The following is a 16,607-nucleotide window of genomic DNA, read 5'->3' on the forward strand; positions in this document are numbered from 1 at the left end:
CGAGTGATGCCGCGCACACACCCTCTGAGCTGCGCCTGGCGCGTGTTAGCGTCCCGCCGTGATTTTCCCGGCTCTGGACACACCCGCACCCGACAGCGGAGCAACAGGGGGCGGTCCGGCGGCCGGCCCCGGATCCGCGGACGCCCCTGATCCGCTCGGTCTGCTCGACCTGTTCGGCGACCCCTTCGTCCGCGACCCCTACCCCTGGCTGGACCTCCTGCGGTCCGAGTCTCCGGTGCACCACGACCCCGTGACGGGGCTTTGGCTGGTCAGCCGCCACCAGGACGTGCGCCGGGTACTGCTGGACCCGGATGCCTTCCTTCCGGACAACGCCCAGAACGCCGTCACCCCGCTGCCCGTCCCCGTGCTGCGGGTACTCGCCCGGGCCGGCTTCACCCTTCCTCCCGCGCTCGCCAACAACGGCACCCCGAGCCATCCCGGACTGCGCCGAGTGGTCACCCGGTTCTTCAACGCACGGCGTGTCGAGGCCGCCGTGCCGGTGATCGAGCGCATCGCCGGTGAACTGCTCGACGGGGTGCGGGCGCAGCTCGACTCGACCGGCGGCTGCGACCTGTTCACCGCATACGCCCAGGTCCTCCCGTGCAGGGTGCTGATGGAACTCCTCGGTATCCGGGGCGTCGACCCGGCCACGCTCATCCGCTGGAGCGACGCCTCCCTGGAACTGTTCTGGGGCAGGCCCGCGCTCGAACGCCAACTCGAACTGGTGGAGCTCGTCGCGGCCTTCCACCAGTGGCTCACCGAGACCGTGCGCAGCGGCACGGCCCCTGCCGACTCCTTCATCGGGGCGCTGGCCCGCCATCATCTGCCCGACGGCAGGCCGCTGGACGTCGCGACCGCGGTCGGCGCGTGCTTCTTCGTCTTCGTCGCCGGGCAGTCCACCACCGGGCAGCTCATCGCCACGGTGCTGCGCCGGGCGCTGGCCGAGTCCGGCATGTGGCCGCGCGTGGCCGCGGAAGCGGGCCTGGCCGAGGCCTGGGTGGAAGAGACCCTGCGGCGCGAGCCGCCGGTGACCACCTGGCGCAGGGTCACCGCGCGGACCACGGAACTGGGCGGGGCGCAGCTGCCGGCGGACGCACAGCTGCTGCTGATGCTCATGGGCACCGGATCCGACCCGGAGGTCTTCCCGCAGCCGGAACGGATGTGCCCGCACCGCGAGAACGTCCGCCACCACCTGGCCTTCGGCGTCGGCCGCCACCGCTGCCCGGGCGCGTCGCTCGCGCGCACGGAGGCGGCGGTGGCCCTGCGGGCGGCATCCCGCGCCCTCCCGGAAGTCCGGCCGGCAGCGGAGGCGGCGGAGCCGCCTATGCTCGGGCTGCTGTCCTTCAGGGCACCGCTGAAGGTGGCGGTGGAACCGCGGTAATCGTCAGGCGAACACGCGCACGTCCCATGCCGCCAGTTCCAGCTCGGTGCCCGCGGGGACCCTGCCGTCGCCCAGTACGTCGGTCAGGTCCACCGGGGCGACGACAGCGGCCGGCTCCCAGCTCCAGTTGTGGACGACGTGGACACGGCGGCCGTCGGCGGAGGTGCCGGTCGTCACGGTCACGGATGCCGGGAGGTCGCCCCAGCCGTGGCGGGCGGCGGGTGCCAGCCACTCGGCCAGCGCCCGTGCGAGGCCACGACCGGGCACCGTGCCGACGCGGGTGACGCGGCCCGCGCCGTGGCGGCGGGTGGTGACCGCCGCCCAGCGGCCGAAGTGGGGGTGGTCGTACTCGGCGAGCACCTCGGCGTCGGCGACGTTCAGGCACTCGATCCAGTGCGTCGCCGCCCCGCCCCGCGGAAGGCCGAGCGGACCGTGCGCCGCCGCGCGCACCGGGACCTCACCCTGAAGGTTGCTGAATTCGTCGTACGTCACCCCCGCCACGTCGGCCAGCCGCCCCGGCGCCGGTTCCAGTCGCGCCCGCGCCTCGTGGTCGGCGTACCCGGTGCGCGGGCCGAGGACCAGATGGCCGCCCGCCTGCGCGTAGGCGGCGAGCCAGTCGAGGGTCGAGTCGTCGGCGATGTACAGCGCCGGGGCCACCAGCACCGGGTGACGCAGTACGGCCGCCTCAGGACTCGTCCGCGGCAGCTGCCGCGCGTGCACGATCCGCACCTGGCGGCCCGCGTCGAAGGCACCCCGGTAGAACGGGTCGAAGATCCGGTGGTACGCGGCCGAGTCGGGACCGCCGTCGGGGGTCGCGAGCGGCGGGTGCTTCTGCATCAGCCACTTGCTGGGCGTCGAGTAGACCATCGCGAGGTCGGCGTCCGGTTCGATCCCGGCCACGAGCGAGCCCGCCTTGTCGAACTCGGCGCCGCATCGGGCCAGTTCGGCATATGTACGGCCGGGCCGGCCGCTGTGCGGCAGGACACCGCCCCAGTACGTCTCCGCGCCGAAGCGCAGCGTCTGCCACTGCCAGTACTCGATCATCCGCGCGCCACGCGCCACGTGGGCCCAGGCGGCCTGGCGCCACTGTCCGTCGTAGCCGGGGCGGTTGTCCCAGGCGAAGCCGATGGACTGGGCGTTGGTCTCGGTGACGAGGAACGGCTCCTGGCGGGAGGAGTACATCCAGTCCGCGGTCCGGTACATGGACCACACGCCGGTGGTCTTCCAGATCTGTTCGTGGTCGTCGGGTGTGGGGTCGGGCAGGAGCAGGCCGTCCTGCATGTCGTAGTACGGGTTGCCGGAGGCGATGTCGAGCCGGGCGGAGAGTTCGTCGTCGGCCACGCCCTGGCGGGTGTAGGAGATGCAGGTGGTGACGAACTGGCCGGGGCGGGCGTACTCGCGGACGATGTCGGCCTGCCAGCCGATGAACTCCGTGACCTGACGGGACTGGAACTCCCGCCAGGCGACGTCGTACTGGGGCTGGGCGTTGCCGTCCGGGGTCCACAGGTCGGCCCACGTCGACAGGCGGTGCGACCAGTAGACCAGGCCCCACTCGCGGTTGAGGGTCTCGACGTCGCCGTACTTGTCGCGCAGGTGGTCCACGAAGCGCTGGAAGACGCCGTGGTTGTGGAAGAGGTGCAGGCCCGGTTCGTTGTCGACCTGCCAGCCGATGACCGCCGGATGTTCGGCGTACCGTGCGACGATCTTGCGGATGACCCGCTCGGCGTGGAAACGGAAGGCGGGGTGGGTGAAGTCGGCCTCCTGGCGTCCGCCCCAGCCGAAGCGCTGACCGGTGGCGAACTCGCCGGTGATCTCCGGGTACTGGCGGGCCAGCCACGGCGGCACGGCGTACGTCGGGGTGCCGAGGATGACGGAGATGCCGCGTTCGTGGACGCCGTCGAGGACGGGTTGGAGCCAGTCCAGGTGGAAGCTGCCGTTCTCCGGTTCCCATGTCGACCACACCGACTCGCCCACGCGGATCACGGTGAAGTGCGCCTCGGCCATGAGGTCGAGGTCGGTCTTGAGCCGTTCGTCGGGCCGCAGTTCGGGGTCGTAGGCGGGCGTGTACTCGTGGTAGTACGCGGCGCCGAACAGGACGCGGGCGGGCAGATCCGCCATAGGGAGAACCTCCGAGGAAGAGTGGGTCACTGCTTGACGCTTCCGGTGGACAGACCGCTCTGCCAGTAGCGCTGGAGCAGGAGGAAGGCGATGACGAGGGGGACGATCGAGATCAGGGATCCCGTCACGACCAGCGGGAGCATGTCGCCGCTGGCGCCCGCGCCGCCGTTCTGGGCCTGGGCGGCCCAGGAGGAGAGCCCGACCGTGATGGGGTACAGGTTCGGGTCGTTGAGCATGATCAGCGGCAGGAAGTAGTTGTTCCAGGTCGCCACGAGCGTGAAGAGGATGACGGTCACGAGGCCCGGCGCCAGCAGCCTGAGGGCGATCCGGAAGAAGATCCGCGCCTCCCCCGCCCCGTCGATCCGGGCCGCCTCCAGGACGCTGTCCGGTACGGCGTCGGCCGCGTAGACGCGCATCAGGTAGAGGCCGAAGGGGTTGACGAGCGAGGGCAGGATGATCGCCCACGGGGTGTTGACCAGGCCCACTTTGGCGAAGAGGAGGTAGGTCGGGATCGCCAGGGCCGTGGCGGGGACCATGATGGCGCCGAGGACGAGATTGAAGGCGGCGCGGTCGCCGCGGAAGCGGAACTTGGCGAAGCCGTATCCGGCGGCGGCTGCGAGCAGGGCGGCGCCGAGTGCGCTGACGACGGCGTACACGGCGGTGTTGAGCAGCCAGTGCACGAAGACGCCGTCGTCCTGGGTGAAGGTCGCCTTGATGTTCGTCAGCAGCTGCGGGGCGCGGGAGAACCACAGGCCGAAGCTGTTGATCAGGTCCTGGGTGTTCTTGGTGGCGGCGACCAGCAGCCAGAAGAGCGGCAGCAGGAAGTAGGCCAGGGCGGCCAGCATGGCGATCGTGAGCGGGGTGCTGCGGCGGCGGGTCGGGGGGCGGCGCCGTGCATTGTGCGCGGGGGGTGCCTGCTCCAGCGGCGGGGCGATGACGGTTGTGGTCGTCACGGGGTCCTCCTGCGGTTCGCGGTGAGCAGGACGGCGTAGGACGCGATCACGATGACCAGGCCCAGGAGGAAGGAGACCGTTGCCGCGTAGTTGAGCTGGTTGCCGGTGAAGGCGAGGGTGTAGGCGTAGAGGTTGGCGGTGTAGGAGCTGCTGATGACTTCCGGGGCGATCTTCATCAGCAGGTTGGGTTCGTTGAAGAGCTGGAAGCTGCCGATCACGGAGAACAGCAGGGTCAGCAGGAGCGCCGGCCTGAGCGCGGGCAGCTTGATGGACCAGGCGATCCGCCAGGCACCGGCCCCGTCCATCGCGGCCGCCTCGTACAGGTCGTGCGGTATGGTCCGCAGGGCGGCGTACAGGATGATCATGTTGTAGCCGACGAACTCCCAGGTCACGATGTTCGCGAGGCTGCCGAGCATCCAGCCCTCGCTGAGGAACTGCGGGGCGGGCAGGTCCAGTTCGCGGGTGAGCTGGGCGAAGGGCCCGAAGTCCGGGCCGTACAGGTAGCCCCACATGAGCGTGGCGACCACGCTCGGGACGGCGTACGGCACGAAGATGCCCAGCCGGATCACGCGCGCGAGCCGCAGCAGGCCGCTGTCGAGCGCGAGGGCGAAGAGCAGGGCCAGCACCAGCATCAGCGGGACCTGGATCAGGAAGAAGAGCGCGACTCGGCCGACGCCGTGGAGGAGGAGCGGGTCCTTGAGGGCGGTGACGTAGTTGTCGAGGCCGACGAAGACCGTTCCGCCGATGAGGCGTTGCTGGAAGAGGCTGAGGTAGGCGGCGTAGCCGAGCGGGGCGAGGAAGAGGAGCAGGAACAGCACCAGGAAGGGCGCGACGAACAGGGGGCCCGCGGCACCGCGGCGCACGCGTTTGCGGGCCCTGGGAGAGGCCACGGTCGTCATGATCAGGCTCCCTTGACGGTGAAGCCCTGGTTCTTGGCGTACGTCGTGATGCGCGACTGCCACGTGCCGAGCGCGGCGACGGTGTCGGCCCGGTCGGCGAGGGACTTGCCGACGGTCTCGGTCCAGTCGGTGGCGACCTGGTCGAGGAACGGCGGCCACTGGAAGGAGGTGGAGACCGTGTCGCTGATGTCGGCGAAGACCTGGTTGACCTTCTGGCCGCCGTAGAAGTCGAGTGCGTCGCCGGTGAAGCTCGGGTCCGCGAGCAGGGACTTGGTCGCCGGGAAGAAGAACTGCTTGGTGGCGAACATCTTGGCGCTGGCGGGGTCGCTGTTGAGGAACTGCGCGAACATCGCCGCCGCGATGGGGTTCTTGGTCGACTTGATGACCGCGGTCGTGGAGCCGCCCCAGTTGCCCGAGACCGGCTTGGCGGCGTCCCACTGCGGCAGTGGCGCCGCCCGCCAGTTGCCCGCGGTGGCCTTGGCCGACCCGGAGAGGAAGGCCGGGCCCCAGGCCGCGGTGAGCCAGGTGGCGTACTTGCCCTTGTTGAACCCGGCGTACCACCCGTCGGTGAAGTCCGGGTCGGTGCTGATGACGCCCTCCTTGGCGAGCCCGCCCCAGTACGCGGCGAGCTTCCCCGAGACGGCGTCGTCGACGCTGATCGCGAGGGTGCTCTCGCCCGATGCGGCGTACGGCTTCGCGCCCGCCTGCCAGAGCAGGCCGTGCCAGGCGGCGGGCTCGTTCGCCGCGAGGTTGGTGAGGTAGACGTCCGGGTCGGCCTTGTGCAGCTTGCGTGCCGCCGCCGCGAACTCGTGCCAGGTCTTCGGCACTTGGATGCCGTGCTCGTCGAAGATGTCCTTGCGGTACAGCATGCCCATCGGGCCGGTGTCCTGCGGGATCGCCCAGATCTGGCCGTCGGGTCCGCTGACCTGCGCCCAGGTCCAGTCGACGAACTGGTCCTTCAGGGCGGATGCGCCGTACGGGCGCAGGTCCAGCAGGCTGTCCGTGATCGTGTAGGTGGGCACCGCCTGGTACTCGATCTGTGCCAGGTCCGGGGCGCCGGTCCCGGCCTTGAGGGCGGTGCGCAGCTTGGTGTAGTGCTGCACGCCCTGGCCCGCGTTGACGACCTTGACCTTGATGGCCGGGTACTTCTTCTCGAAGAGCGCGATCTCCTGCGCGATGTCCGGGACCCAGGTCCAGAACGTCAGCTCGGTCGGGGTCTTCATCGCCTTGTCGATGTCGGCCTGGCCGACCGGCTTCGCGGAGGCGGACGAGCCGCCGGAGCCGCTGTCGTCGCTGCACGCGGACAGCGCGGCGCCGAGCGACACGGCTCCGGTCGCGGTGAGGAACCGCCGGCGGCTCATGGAGGACGTGGAGGGGGAGGAACTGGGCATGGTGAACTCCCGCCGATGGGCGTAGGGGACGGCACGCCTGGCGAGGGCGCGTCGCGCGGGTGGGATGGAGGAGGTGCGTGGAGGGTGAGACGCGGACGTCGCCATCAGGGCATCGGGTCGCCCTGTGCCGGGTACGCCACACGGGCCGATCGGCATGTGCTGTGTGCCGTACAGCGAAGTCCGCGGTCGCGGAGGGCTGTGAAGGGCAGTGAGGCCCAGGCGAGGACAGTGAAGCCCAGGCGGGTTCACTCATCACCGGCCTCAAGCGGGTGCCGCTCGGGCCGGTGTGCGTTTTTGGTCAGTCGGTGCTGGAGGCTTCGTCGGCGGCCGGGGGTGCGTGCGCTCCCCCGCGCGGGCCGGACGCCGTACTCCGCGTGCTTCTGCCGGTCTTCCGGGGCGACGGGGGTGCGGTCGAGGCGCGGAGGACGAGTTCGACCGGCGGATCGTTCGGCGGCGGCAGCTCCACGTCCGGCTTCTCGATGGCCTGCACCAGCAGCCGGAGTCCGTCGTGCGCCACGGCGTCGAACGGCTGGCGCACCGTGGTCAGCGGAGGGGTCACGTAGGCGGACACGGGGATGTCGTCGAAGCCGACCACACTGACATCGTCCGGCACACGCAGGCCGGCGTCCGCCAGCGCGCGGATCAGGCCGATGGCCATGTCGTCGTTGGCCGCGAACACCGCGGTCAGGCTGCTGTCGTGGGCGAGTTCGCGTCCCGCCGCGTACCCCGACGCCGCCGACCAGTCGCCCTCGATCACGGGCGGCTGTTCCCTGTCGCGTGCGGTGAGGGCGGCGCGCCAGCCGTGGAGGCGGTCCCGGGCGGCGAACCACCGCTGGGGGCCAGCGAGGTGATGGACCGTCACATGGCCGAGGTCCAGCAGGTGTTCGGTGGCCGCCCGCGCCAGGAGTTCGGCGCCGACCCCCGCGGCCACGACCCGGGGTCCGCCGAACGCCGCCGGCGCGCCGAGCACGAGGACGGGGACGTCGACGCTGAGGGAGACGGCTCCCTCGTCGATGGGCTCGGACACGACGATGCCGTCGACGCCCTGTTCGAGGAGCGACTCCACGGCGCCGACGACTCCTCCGGGGTCGCCTTCGAGAGTGTTGACCACCCGGAGCGCATACCCCGCGTCCCGGGCGGCCCGCTCGATGCCGATGAGCAGCGAGGCGGGCCCGTAGAGGGCGGTTCCCAGCGTGACCACGCCGATGGAGCGGGTGCGGCCGGAGGCCAGGGCCCGGGCCGCGTTGTTCAAGCGGTAGCCGAGCTCCTCGGCGGCTTCGAGTACGCGCCGACGCACCTCGTCGGAGACGTACCGCTCCCCGTTGAGGACCCTCGACACGGTCTTCTGCGAGACGCCGGCCAACCGGGCCACGTCCACGCTGCGCGGCGCCGCGGGGCCTGTGCCCCGTCCTCCCACTCGCGTCATTGGTGTCTCCCGAAGTCCGGCAGTCCGAATCCTAGCCAGCCACGGGCATCGGTCCACAGCCGGCCGGCTGTGTGACTGCGCTGTCATGACTGCGCAGTCATATCTACGCAGCGGAGTCGGCCGCGTCAAGACCTCACGCAATATCTCCGGGGACTCGGCGGGCCGGGCACCACTGGCGCGGGCATCGGTGACGACGAAGGGCGAAGAGGCTGCCGGATCGAAGTGATCCCGCCTCTTCGCCCCTGCACCGCAACGGCTCAGCTCACCTGGATCTTCGAGGCGTTCTCGGCCAGCCAGGCGTCGAAGCTCTTCAGCGCCGGGTTGATCTCCCGCAGCCGGTCGAGGTCACGGGCGCCGGTGAACTCCCGGTCGAAGTCGCCGTAGTACTGGAACATGTTGGCGATCTCCTCGCCCGCCGGAACGCCGAGGGAGCGGAAGACGTCGTAGGGCACCGACTGGAAACGCACCGGCTCGCCGAGCGCGCCCCCGAGCTTCTGTGCGTACTGCGCACCGGTCAGATGGTCACCGGCCAGGCCGACGGTGCCGCCGATGAACTGCTCGCCGCCCTTGAGGATGGCGTGAGCCGTCCGGCCGATGTCCGCCACGTCCACGCCGGCGAGGCGCTTGCCGTCCTCGAACGGCAGGGTCAGCGTCAGCACGCCGTCCTCGGCGCGCTTGGGGGTCATGGTCTGGAGGAAGGCCTTGAAGAAGAAGGTCGTGTTCAGGAAGGTGGTCGGCACACCGGCCCGCCGGAACAGCTCGTTCCCCTCCCCCTTGGCGTCGAAGTGCGGGACGTTGCACTTGCCCTGCAGGACGGGCATCCGGTCGTCGTCCAGCGGCAGCAGCTCGCGGGTGTCCTCCAGCGTGGACCACACGACGTGTCGCAGGCCCGTGGCCGCGGCGGTCCGGGCGAGGACCTCGATCTCCTCCGTCTCCTTGGCCGCCGAGCCGTGCGCCCAGAAGTTGGTGACGAGGAAGGCGCCGTAGGCACCCTCGAACGCCTTGTGCACGCTCGGCTCGTCATAGAAGTCCGCCCGTACGACCTCCGCCCCGAGCTCGGCCAGCTCCTTGGCGGCGGGCGAGTCCGGATTCCGGGTGAGCGCGCGCACCGTGAAGCCCGACTCCGGGTCGGCGAGGATCGCCCCCGCGGTCGCCGGAGCAGCACAGTTGTCGCATCAACTTCTTGCCAGGGCGCACAACGAGCGCCGAACAGGACAGGAGTGGGCGGCCTCGCTCAGCGAGGACGAGCTGCACACCCTCGTCGACCTGCCAGGGAAACTGACCGCCCATTCCACGCACTTCGACGCCCGGCACCGGGCGTGACGGTACGCCGCCGCTGACGACGCCGACGATGATGCCGCCGCGCCGGACGGACAGGGCTGGGCCGGGAACAGCAGGTCATCGGGCGTTGCCGCGGTCGGCCCGGCGCAGTGCCCGGTCGGGATCTGCCGCGCCGCACGGGGCAGGTCCTCTCGCTGGTCTTCCTCGCGGCATGGATCCTCATCACCGTGCGCGGCGGATGGTTCATGAACGTCACCGACACCGCCGGGCGGGCAGTTGGGGCCTTCCGCTCTACTTCACGGCGATGGCGGCGGCGATCGGGCTCTACGTGGTCGCGCTGCGGGCGGCCAGTACCCGGGAAGGACGCCGGCATCTGGACGCGGGCATCCGGCTCATCGCGACCCTGCTCGCCGTCCTCGTCCTCTCCTACTACGGCGGGTTCGGCCCCTTGCAGACACCGGAGATCGCCTATCCGTACGACCTCCTCGTCCTGCTGGCTGTCTCCCTGGCCGCCCACTGGTGGTCCCAGCGCAGCGGCTTCCGCACGGAACAGCTCGACCGGGCGCTCGCTGAGGACTACCCGTCGGCCGCCGCGCCACAGGCCGACGCGTTCCCCCAGCGGTCGTGGGTGAACGATGAACGGCCGGGCTGAGCCCGGCCGTTCACCCGCGCCCGTGCCGCCCGGGGCACGGAGCCGTCAGCAGTACAGGTTGCCGCCCGGGGAGACGCCGAGGATCTGCGTGAACCTCTGGTAGGCGTTGACACGGCTCTGGACCTGCGCCGGGTTCTTGCCGTCGCACTCCAGGGCGCCGTTGATGCTGCGGATGGTCTGGCCGAAACCGGCCTGGTTGACCATGGCGTTGTGGGGGGTCATGGTGCCCGGGCCGGTCTGGGTGTTCCAGTACCACAGGCCGGTCTTCCAGGCGACGGCCGCCTCGTTCTGCACCCGCCAGGGGTTGTTGAGCAGGTCGATGCCGAGCGCGTCGCCGGCGGCCTTGTAGTTGAAGTTCCAGCTGAGCTGGATGGGGCCGCGGCCGTAGTAGGCGTCCTGGCCCGCGGGGCAGCCGTACGGCCGGCTGCGGTCGCAGTAGTGGGGGTAGTTGGCCTGGTTCTGCTCGACGATGTGGACCAGGCCGCCGGTTTCGTGGTTGACGTTGGCGAGGAACGCGGCGGCCTCCTGCTTCTTCACCGTGTCGCTGCCGGTGTTGGCGAAGCCGGGGTAGGCGCTGAGGGCGGCGGTGAGCCCGCTGTAGGTGTAGAAGGGGTTGCGGTTCGGGAACATCTGGTTGAACTGCGACTCGCTGACGACGAAGCCGGCGGCGGACGCGCTCGGTGCCGGCTGGAGCACCAGGGCTGCGCTGCCCAGGGCGAGTGAGGACAGGACTGCGGCTGTGCGGCGCCTCGACAAGGGATCAACTCCTCTGCGGAGCACGGCCGCTCCCGGTCAAGGGCAGGGCGAAGCAGAGCCTTGTGCGCACGCGCCGACAGGGTCGGCCACGGCGTGGGGGCGGCCGTGGTGGGGGGTGTGGAGGCACACTCAACCGCGTTGGTCTGTACCAGTCAAGGGTGTAGACCAGTTGACCTGGGCGGGATTTCGGACACTCTCCACCACCGTGCGGGCCCGCTCCCCGGCGGCCGACGGCGACAACTCGCCCTTCGCCGCGTGTCGGTGACGGAGCATCGGCCGCCGCTCCAGGTGCGGGAGACCCTCAGCGCGTGACGGTCCGCATGCGCCGCTGAAGGAAGGCGCGCTCCGCCGGACTCCCGGTGAGCGCGAGGGCCGCCTCGTACGCCCGCACGGCCTCCGTGCCCCGCCCCAGCCGACGCAGAAGGTCGGCACGGACGGCGTGGAAGACGCGGTAGCCGTCGAGGTCCAGGGCGTCCACGAGGTCCAGGGCCTGCCGCGGGCCCTCGACCTCTGCGACGGCGACCGCCCGGTTCAGGGCCACCACAGGACTGGGGGCGATGGCCATGAGCTGGTCGTACAGCTGCAGGATCTGGCCCCAGTCCGTGGCCTCGGCGGTCGGCGCGTCGCTGTGCACGGCCTGGACGGCGGCCTGGATCTGGTACGGGCCCGGCCGGTTCCGCCGCAGACAGCGCCGGACGAGCCCCTGCCCCTCGGCGATCAGCTCCCGGTCCCACCGGTCACGGTCCTGCTCGGGAAGCGGCACCAGCTCGCCGTGGCCGCCGCGGCGGGCGTCCCGGCGCGACTCGACCAGGAGCATCAGGGCGAGCAGACCGGTGACCTCGGGTTCGTCCGGCATGAGCTCGGCCAGCAGACGTCCGAGGCGCAGGGCCTCCTCGCACAGGCCCGCCTCACCCTCGTACCCCTGGTTGAAGATCAGGTAGACCACGGCCAGGACGCCCGTGAGCCGGTCCGGCAGGTCGGCGTCGCGGGGCACGCGGTAAGGGATCCCGGCGTTGCGGATCTTCGCCTTGGCCCGCACGAGGCGCTGGGCCATGGTCGACTCGGGCACCAGGAAGGCGCGGGCGATCTGGGCGGTGGTGAGCCCGCCGAGCAGCCGCAGGGTGAGGGCGACCCTCGCCTGCATGGCGAGGGCCGGATGGCAGCAGGTGAAGATGAGCCGGAGCCGGTCGTCGCGCACGGGGCCCTCCTCGGGCGGTGCGTCGGGGGCGTGCAGCAGAGCCGCCTGGGCGTGGCGTTCGTCCCGGGTGGCCTCGCGGCGCAGCCGGTCCACGGCACGGTTGCGGGCGGTGGTGATGATCCAGCCGGCCGGGCTGGGCGGCAGGCCGGTCTCCGGCCAGCGCCGCAGGGCCGTGGCGAAGGCGTCCTGGACCGCTTCCTCGGCGATGTCGATGTCGCCGAGGAAGCGGACGAGGACGGCGACCGCGCGGCCGTACTCCGCGCGGAAGACGGCCTCGATGTCCGGGCCCGTCATCATTCCCCGGCTTCGCCCAGGAACGGCCGCACCTCGATCGGCAGGGTGGTCGCGAGGGCCAGCTTGCGGCCCCAGGCGAGGGCGGCGTCCAGGTCGGGGGCCTTGATGAGGCTGATGCCGCCGAGCATCTCCTTGCCCTCGGCGTACGGGCCGTCGGTGACCAGGACGTCGCCGTCGCGGGGCCGCAGCACGGTGGAGGACTCCGGGCCGTGCAGTCCCCCGGCGAAGACCCAGGCGCCCGCCTCCCGCAGCTCCCGGTTGAGGGCGTCGAGCCGCTTCTCGATCTCGCCGAGGACGTCCGGGCCGGGCGGTTCCCCGACGGGCTGCATCACATTGAGCAGGTAGTACTTCATGGCGGCCTCCTCGGGCGTCGTGGTGGTCTCTCACCTCCTACACGAACGGCACGCCCCGGGATCGACAGCCCGCGCCGCCGAAGCGGAGGAGATTTCCGGAGAGCGACTCCGCTTATATCGTCATGAACCCGACGAGCTCTACACATAAAGACCAAATAAGCGCAGAATGACCCTAGGCGGTGCTTACCGCATACCGCACCAGACGCGGCCAGGCCTGCGAGTCAAAGGAGACGAGTCATGGCCAATGTGCAGCCCACCAGAGGCGACATAACCGCCCACCCTGATGTATCCGAAATGCGGGATCGCTACGACCGCATGCTCGGTGGTCGTGATGTGGCGCTCGTGGACGGACCGGTGTTCCTGCTCGGTCTGTACTGCGCGGTGTCCCCGTGGATCCTCCACTACACGACCAGCCAGCCCCCGCTCGTGACCCACAACCTGATCGTGGGCATCGCGATCGGCCTGCTGGCCCTCGGGTTCACCCGGGCTCCGGAGCGCATGTACGGCCTGAGCTGGGCGTGCAGCGCGATCGGCGTCTGGATGATCATCGCGCCGTGGGTCGTCGGGGACAGCCCGGACACCGGCGTCATCGTGAACAACATCATCGTCGGCGCGCTGGCCGTGATCCTGGGGCTGTTGTGCGCCGCTACGGCGGCCAAGAGCTCCCCCAGGCCGTAGCGGCACACCGGAGAGGACGACAGCCGGCCGGTCCGCATCGCGGACCGGCCTTCCCGCGTCCCGCCCCGGCTCGGCGCGCCGCACGACCGGGCCACGGCGAGACGGACGATGCCGGAGGTGGGTTTACCCGTTTCGAGTCATATGCGTCGAGAGTCTGTTACATGACGTATGGGTCGCCTTGATGGTTGGTGCGTAGCTTCGAACGCGTCGCAACGAACCCCACCGAAGGAACGACTCACTGATGCGTGCTCCCCGCACCCTGCGCACCGCCTTCGTCGCCGCCGGTGTCAGCGCCGCGCTGGGCGTCTCCGCCGCCGGCGCCTTCGCCGGCGACACGCCCGACACCGCGCCCCTCACATCCGTTGCCCCCCATTCCAAGGCCAAGCGTGTCCATGTGAAGACGGTGAAGCTCGCGGACAGGGTCAGCCGGGCGAAGGTCTACAAGACCGGCAAGCACCGCTACGAGGCGGAGATCTGGGCCAGGGGTGTGAAGTACGGCACCCTGCACGCCCAGGGCAAGACCGCGCGCGGCCTGAACAACGGGCTGCACATCACCCTCCACCCGGACGGCAAGGTGACGTCCTGGGTCGAGCGGGACGAGCCCCGCCCGAAGCCCGAGCCCGTCGTCCAGCGGATCCTGGTCGCCACGCCGACACTGGCGGACGGGGTGACGACGGCGAAGCTCTACCGGCTCACGGCCGACCACTACGAGGCCGACATCTTCGCGAACGGCGTGCGGCTCGACACGCTCGTTTCCGACGGCCGCGCCGCCTACGGCGAGCACAACGGGCTGCACGTCGCCCTGCAGCCGGACGGCCGGCTGGCCTCGTGGCTCGACGACGCCTCGGCCACGCCGGACGCACTCCCGACCGCCACGCACTGACGACGACCGACGACCGTCGTTCGCGCGTCGGAGAACGGCCAAGGGCCCGCTCCGGCGCGCACCCCGCGCCCACGGCCTCAGCGCAGGAAGGCCTCCAGCTCGCGCCGGTGCTCGGCCACCCATGCGTAGGCGTTCCGCACCTCGTCCACGGCACCGCCCTCCCGCAGGCCCACCATGGCGGGCTCGCCGCGCGCCGCGCCGGCCTCGATGCCCCGCGCGCAGCGGTCCTGCCACCACAGGATCACGTCGACGATCTCCGCACCGCGCCGGACCGGCCCGTACGCCTCGCGGACGAGCGCGATCCGCCGGGCCGCCTCGGACACATCGGTGACGCCCGGCCCGAGATCCAGGTACTGCCAGCACACATGGGCGAGGTCATGGACGCGCTCACCGGGCGCGGCGAGGTCCCAGTCGACGAACGCGGTCGGCCACCACTCGGCGCCGTCGACCGTGTAGACCGTGTTCTTCGGGGCGAGGTCGTTGTGGCACACGACGTCCTGGCCCCCGGCCAGCGGGGTTCCGTGCGTCATGTCGTGGAAGGCGCGGACGAGTCGGGCAACCCGTACGAGCCCCTCGTCGGTGCACGCCGCGGCCCGCTCCCGAGGAGTGACGGCGGCACGTCCCTGGAGGTATCCGAACACCTCACGCCCCCGCTCGTCCTTCCCGATGTACCGCGGGGCCCCCTCCCACCCCCGGTCCTCGAAGAGCGCGAGCAACTCCCGTACATATCCCGCGCGTTCGGACGGCGTACGCCGCACGGTCGTCCCTACCCGCACGACCTCGTTGACGGCCCCGCCACCGAGCACCCGCTCCTCCATCCGCACCTCCGTCGATCATCACGAGCACGAGCCGAAACCACTCGCCCATCCTGCCCGCATCCGTGCCCGCCGCCCCTGGATCGGGGCTGGTCGAAACGGAACGGACTGTCCCTCCCGCCAGAGGGAACTCGCATGACTGCGGGGAGAGGAGGAAGAGGAACGAAATGGAGATCTCGGGCATCATCAGTGCCATCGTGATCGGCATCGTCATCGGTGTGCTGGGGCGGCTCGTGGTTCCGGGCCGCCAGCGCATCGGGATCCTGTGGACGATCCTCGTCGGCATCGTGGCCGCACTGCTCGGTTCGGCGCTCGCGGCCGGCCTCGACGTGGCGGACACCGACGGCGTCGACTGGATCGAGTGGCTCATCCAGATCGGTCTCGCCGCACTGGGCGTGGCCGCACTGGACCGGACGAAGGTGGGCCGCTGACGCCCTACGACCACGAGACGCGAAGGGCATCACAGGGAAGGCGGCCCGCACCCAGGCATCCGGGCCGGACGGGCGGCGCGCCGAGGACACACGGCGCGCCGTTCAGGTGAGGCCCTCGGCGGCTCGCATCGCGGCGAGGCCGTCATGGACCGTCGGGTGGGCCGGCGACCAGCCGAGTTCCCGCTCCGCCCTGGCGGTGGAGACCCGCAGCGTCGTCGACATCACCGTGTGCGCGTACGACATGGGCCGCATCAGCCACAGCGGTACGGTCATCGGCCTCGGCAGCCCGAACTCCTCGGCCACGCACCGGACATGGGCCCCGAAACCCATCGGAGTGCGGTCCGCGATGTTGTACGCCTGGCCGGGGCGCTCGCGCTCGACGGCCGCCACCACCGCGCGGGCGGCGTCGGTGAGTTCGATCCAGGGCAGGACCCGGCCATGGTCCGCGGGAACGGGCAGCTGCCGCTTGCGCAGCATGGGCAGGAGTCCGTCGGTGCCGCCGGGGCCGTAGAACAGGCCGAAGCGAAGGGCGATGCCCGCCATGTCGGTGGCGCCGAAGGTGAGCCGTTCCTTGACCCGCATCGCCGCGATGTGCCCCTCCAGCTCCGGGGAGCGGCCGCGCGGGCCGAAGGGGTCGGCCTCGGTGATCACATGGTCGCCGTGGTCGCCGTAGCCGTATCCGAAGACCATGGACTCGGCCAGGAACCGCCGGGCGCCGGTGGCCCGCGCGGCCTCGATCAGGTGGGCGGTCCCGTCGGTGCGCAGCGCGTTCGTGGCGTGCATGTCGCGGTGGCGCATGGGTGGCTTGCTCAGGGCGGTGGCGGCGTGGATCACCGTGTCGAAGTGGTGCCCCTCGACGGCGCGCAGCAGGGCGTCGCGGTTCATCAGGTCGGCCTGGAGGTCGTTGCGCCGGCCGCGGCCGAGACCGGTGACCTTGTGGCCCGCCTCGGTCAGGGCGCGGGTGATGTGCCGGCCGAGGACGCCGCCGGCGCCCGCGAGGAGGATGCTCTGGCTCTGGTGGCTCGGGGGGCTCTGGAGGCTCTCGTGGCTCTGGTTCGTCGTCATGACCATGCGACGGATCGGGTGGGCGCGGATGTG

The 16,607-nt window shown here is 71.0% G+C and carries 17 protein-coding genes; 6 read left to right on the top strand and 11 right to left on the bottom strand.

What is annotated here, in order from left to right:
- Positions 1 to 58 precede the first annotated feature (58 nt).
- The gene (locus AQI70_RS20705; protein ID WP_244181756.1) at positions 59 to 1,381 is read left to right on the top strand and encodes a cytochrome P450; all 1,323 of its coding nucleotides are present in this window, start codon (positions 59 to 61) and stop codon (positions 1,379 to 1,381) included.
- Between the two features lie 3 nt (positions 1,382 to 1,384).
- On the opposite strand, the gene AQI70_RS20710 is transcribed toward AQI70_RS20705, so the two are convergent.
- The 6 genes from AQI70_RS20710 to AQI70_RS20735 all read right to left on the bottom strand — a co-directional run bounded on the left by AQI70_RS20710 (position 1,385) and on the right by AQI70_RS20735 (position 9,277).
- Complete coding sequence (locus AQI70_RS20710) at positions 1,385 to 3,499, bottom strand: beta-galactosidase (protein ID WP_062152247.1); 2,115 nt, start codon at positions 3,497 to 3,499, stop codon at positions 1,385 to 1,387.
- A gap of 26 nt (positions 3,500 to 3,525) precedes the next feature.
- Positions 3,526 to 4,452 carry a carbohydrate ABC transporter permease gene (locus AQI70_RS20715; protein WP_079051395.1) on the bottom strand — a complete coding sequence of 309 codons (927 nt, stop codon included), beginning with the start codon at positions 4,450 to 4,452 and terminating at the stop codon, positions 3,526 to 3,528.
- Complete coding sequence (locus tag AQI70_RS20720) at positions 4,449 to 5,351, bottom strand: carbohydrate ABC transporter permease (protein ID WP_062152249.1); 903 nt, start codon at positions 5,349 to 5,351, stop codon at positions 4,449 to 4,451. The genes AQI70_RS20715 and AQI70_RS20720 overlap by 4 nt, the downstream gene beginning before the upstream one ends.
- Positions 5,352 to 5,353: 2 nt before the next feature.
- A complete protein-coding gene (locus tag AQI70_RS20725; RefSeq protein WP_062152251.1) occupies positions 5,354 to 6,742 on the bottom strand; it encodes an ABC transporter substrate-binding protein in 1,389 nt (462 codons plus the stop codon).
- A 298-nt stretch (positions 6,743 to 7,040) separates the two neighbouring features.
- Entirely contained in the window at positions 7,041 to 8,168 is a 1,128-nt protein-coding gene (locus tag AQI70_RS20730) for a LacI family DNA-binding transcriptional regulator (protein WP_062152255.1), read from the bottom strand.
- 257 nt (positions 8,169 to 8,425) lie between these two features.
- The gene (locus tag AQI70_RS20735) at positions 8,426 to 9,277 is read right to left on the bottom strand and encodes an NmrA family NAD(P)-binding protein (protein ID WP_244181757.1); all 852 of its coding nucleotides are present in this window, start codon (positions 9,275 to 9,277) and stop codon (positions 8,426 to 8,428) included.
- On the opposite strand from AQI70_RS20735, the gene AQI70_RS20740 reads away from it, so the two are divergent.
- Entirely contained in the window at positions 9,264 to 9,491 is a 228-nt protein-coding gene (locus tag AQI70_RS20740; RefSeq protein ID WP_062152258.1) for a hypothetical protein, read from the top strand. The two genes, AQI70_RS20735 and AQI70_RS20740, sit on opposite strands and share 14 nt — an antisense overlap.
- A gap of 196 nt (positions 9,492 to 9,687) precedes the next feature.
- Positions 9,688 to 10,101 (top strand): hypothetical protein, encoded by a 414-nt coding sequence (locus tag AQI70_RS20745; protein WP_159042687.1) that lies wholly within the window; start codon positions 9,688 to 9,690, stop codon positions 10,099 to 10,101.
- 45 nt (positions 10,102 to 10,146) lie between these two features.
- On the opposite strand, the gene AQI70_RS20750 is transcribed toward AQI70_RS20745, so the two are convergent.
- The 3 genes from AQI70_RS20750 to AQI70_RS20760 form a co-directional block, all read right to left on the bottom strand.
- Positions 10,147 to 10,857: a chitinase gene (locus AQI70_RS20750; RefSeq protein ID WP_062152263.1), complete on the bottom strand. Its 711-nt coding sequence runs from the start codon at positions 10,855 to 10,857 to the stop codon at positions 10,147 to 10,149.
- Between the two features lie 301 nt (positions 10,858 to 11,158).
- Complete coding sequence (locus tag AQI70_RS20755) at positions 11,159 to 12,352, bottom strand: RNA polymerase sigma factor (RefSeq protein ID WP_062152265.1); 1,194 nt, start codon at positions 12,350 to 12,352, stop codon at positions 11,159 to 11,161.
- Positions 12,349 to 12,702, bottom strand: a complete 354-nt coding sequence (locus AQI70_RS20760; protein ID WP_062152266.1) for a YciI family protein — start codon at positions 12,700 to 12,702, stop codon at positions 12,349 to 12,351. The genes AQI70_RS20755 and AQI70_RS20760 overlap by 4 nt, the downstream gene beginning before the upstream one ends.
- Positions 12,703 to 12,939: 237 nt before the next feature.
- On the opposite strand from AQI70_RS20760, the gene AQI70_RS20765 reads away from it, so the two are divergent.
- Together AQI70_RS20765 and AQI70_RS20770 are read left to right on the top strand one after the other, a co-directional pair.
- The gene (locus tag AQI70_RS20765; RefSeq protein ID WP_062152268.1) at positions 12,940 to 13,380 is read left to right on the top strand and encodes an SPW repeat protein; all 441 of its coding nucleotides are present in this window, start codon (positions 12,940 to 12,942) and stop codon (positions 13,378 to 13,380) included.
- Positions 13,381 to 13,621: 241 nt separating this feature from the next.
- Positions 13,622 to 14,263: a hypothetical protein gene (locus AQI70_RS20770; RefSeq protein WP_062152270.1), complete on the top strand. Its 642-nt coding sequence runs from the start codon at positions 13,622 to 13,624 to the stop codon at positions 14,261 to 14,263.
- Positions 14,264 to 14,340: 77 nt separating this feature from the next.
- Here the strand turns inward: AQI70_RS20770 and AQI70_RS20775 are convergent, their stop codons facing one another.
- Entirely contained in the window at positions 14,341 to 15,081 is a 741-nt protein-coding gene (locus AQI70_RS20775) for a phosphotransferase family protein (protein WP_062152272.1), read from the bottom strand.
- A gap of 164 nt (positions 15,082 to 15,245) precedes the next feature.
- On the opposite strand from AQI70_RS20775, the gene AQI70_RS20780 reads away from it, so the two are divergent.
- Positions 15,246 to 15,509 (top strand): GlsB/YeaQ/YmgE family stress response membrane protein, encoded by a 264-nt coding sequence (locus AQI70_RS20780; RefSeq protein WP_062152274.1) that lies wholly within the window; start codon positions 15,246 to 15,248, stop codon positions 15,507 to 15,509.
- Between the two features lie 102 nt (positions 15,510 to 15,611).
- On the opposite strand, the gene AQI70_RS20785 is transcribed toward AQI70_RS20780, so the two are convergent.
- Positions 15,612 to 16,574: an NAD-dependent epimerase/dehydratase family protein gene (locus tag AQI70_RS20785; RefSeq protein ID WP_062153075.1), complete on the bottom strand. Its 963-nt coding sequence runs from the start codon at positions 16,572 to 16,574 to the stop codon at positions 15,612 to 15,614.
- Between the last annotated feature and the right edge of the window lie 33 nt (positions 16,575 to 16,607).

It is taken from the genome of Streptomyces curacoi (genome assembly GCF_001513975.1).
Taxonomy (GTDB): domain Bacteria; phylum Actinomycetota; class Actinomycetes; order Streptomycetales; family Streptomycetaceae; genus Streptomyces; species Streptomyces curacoi.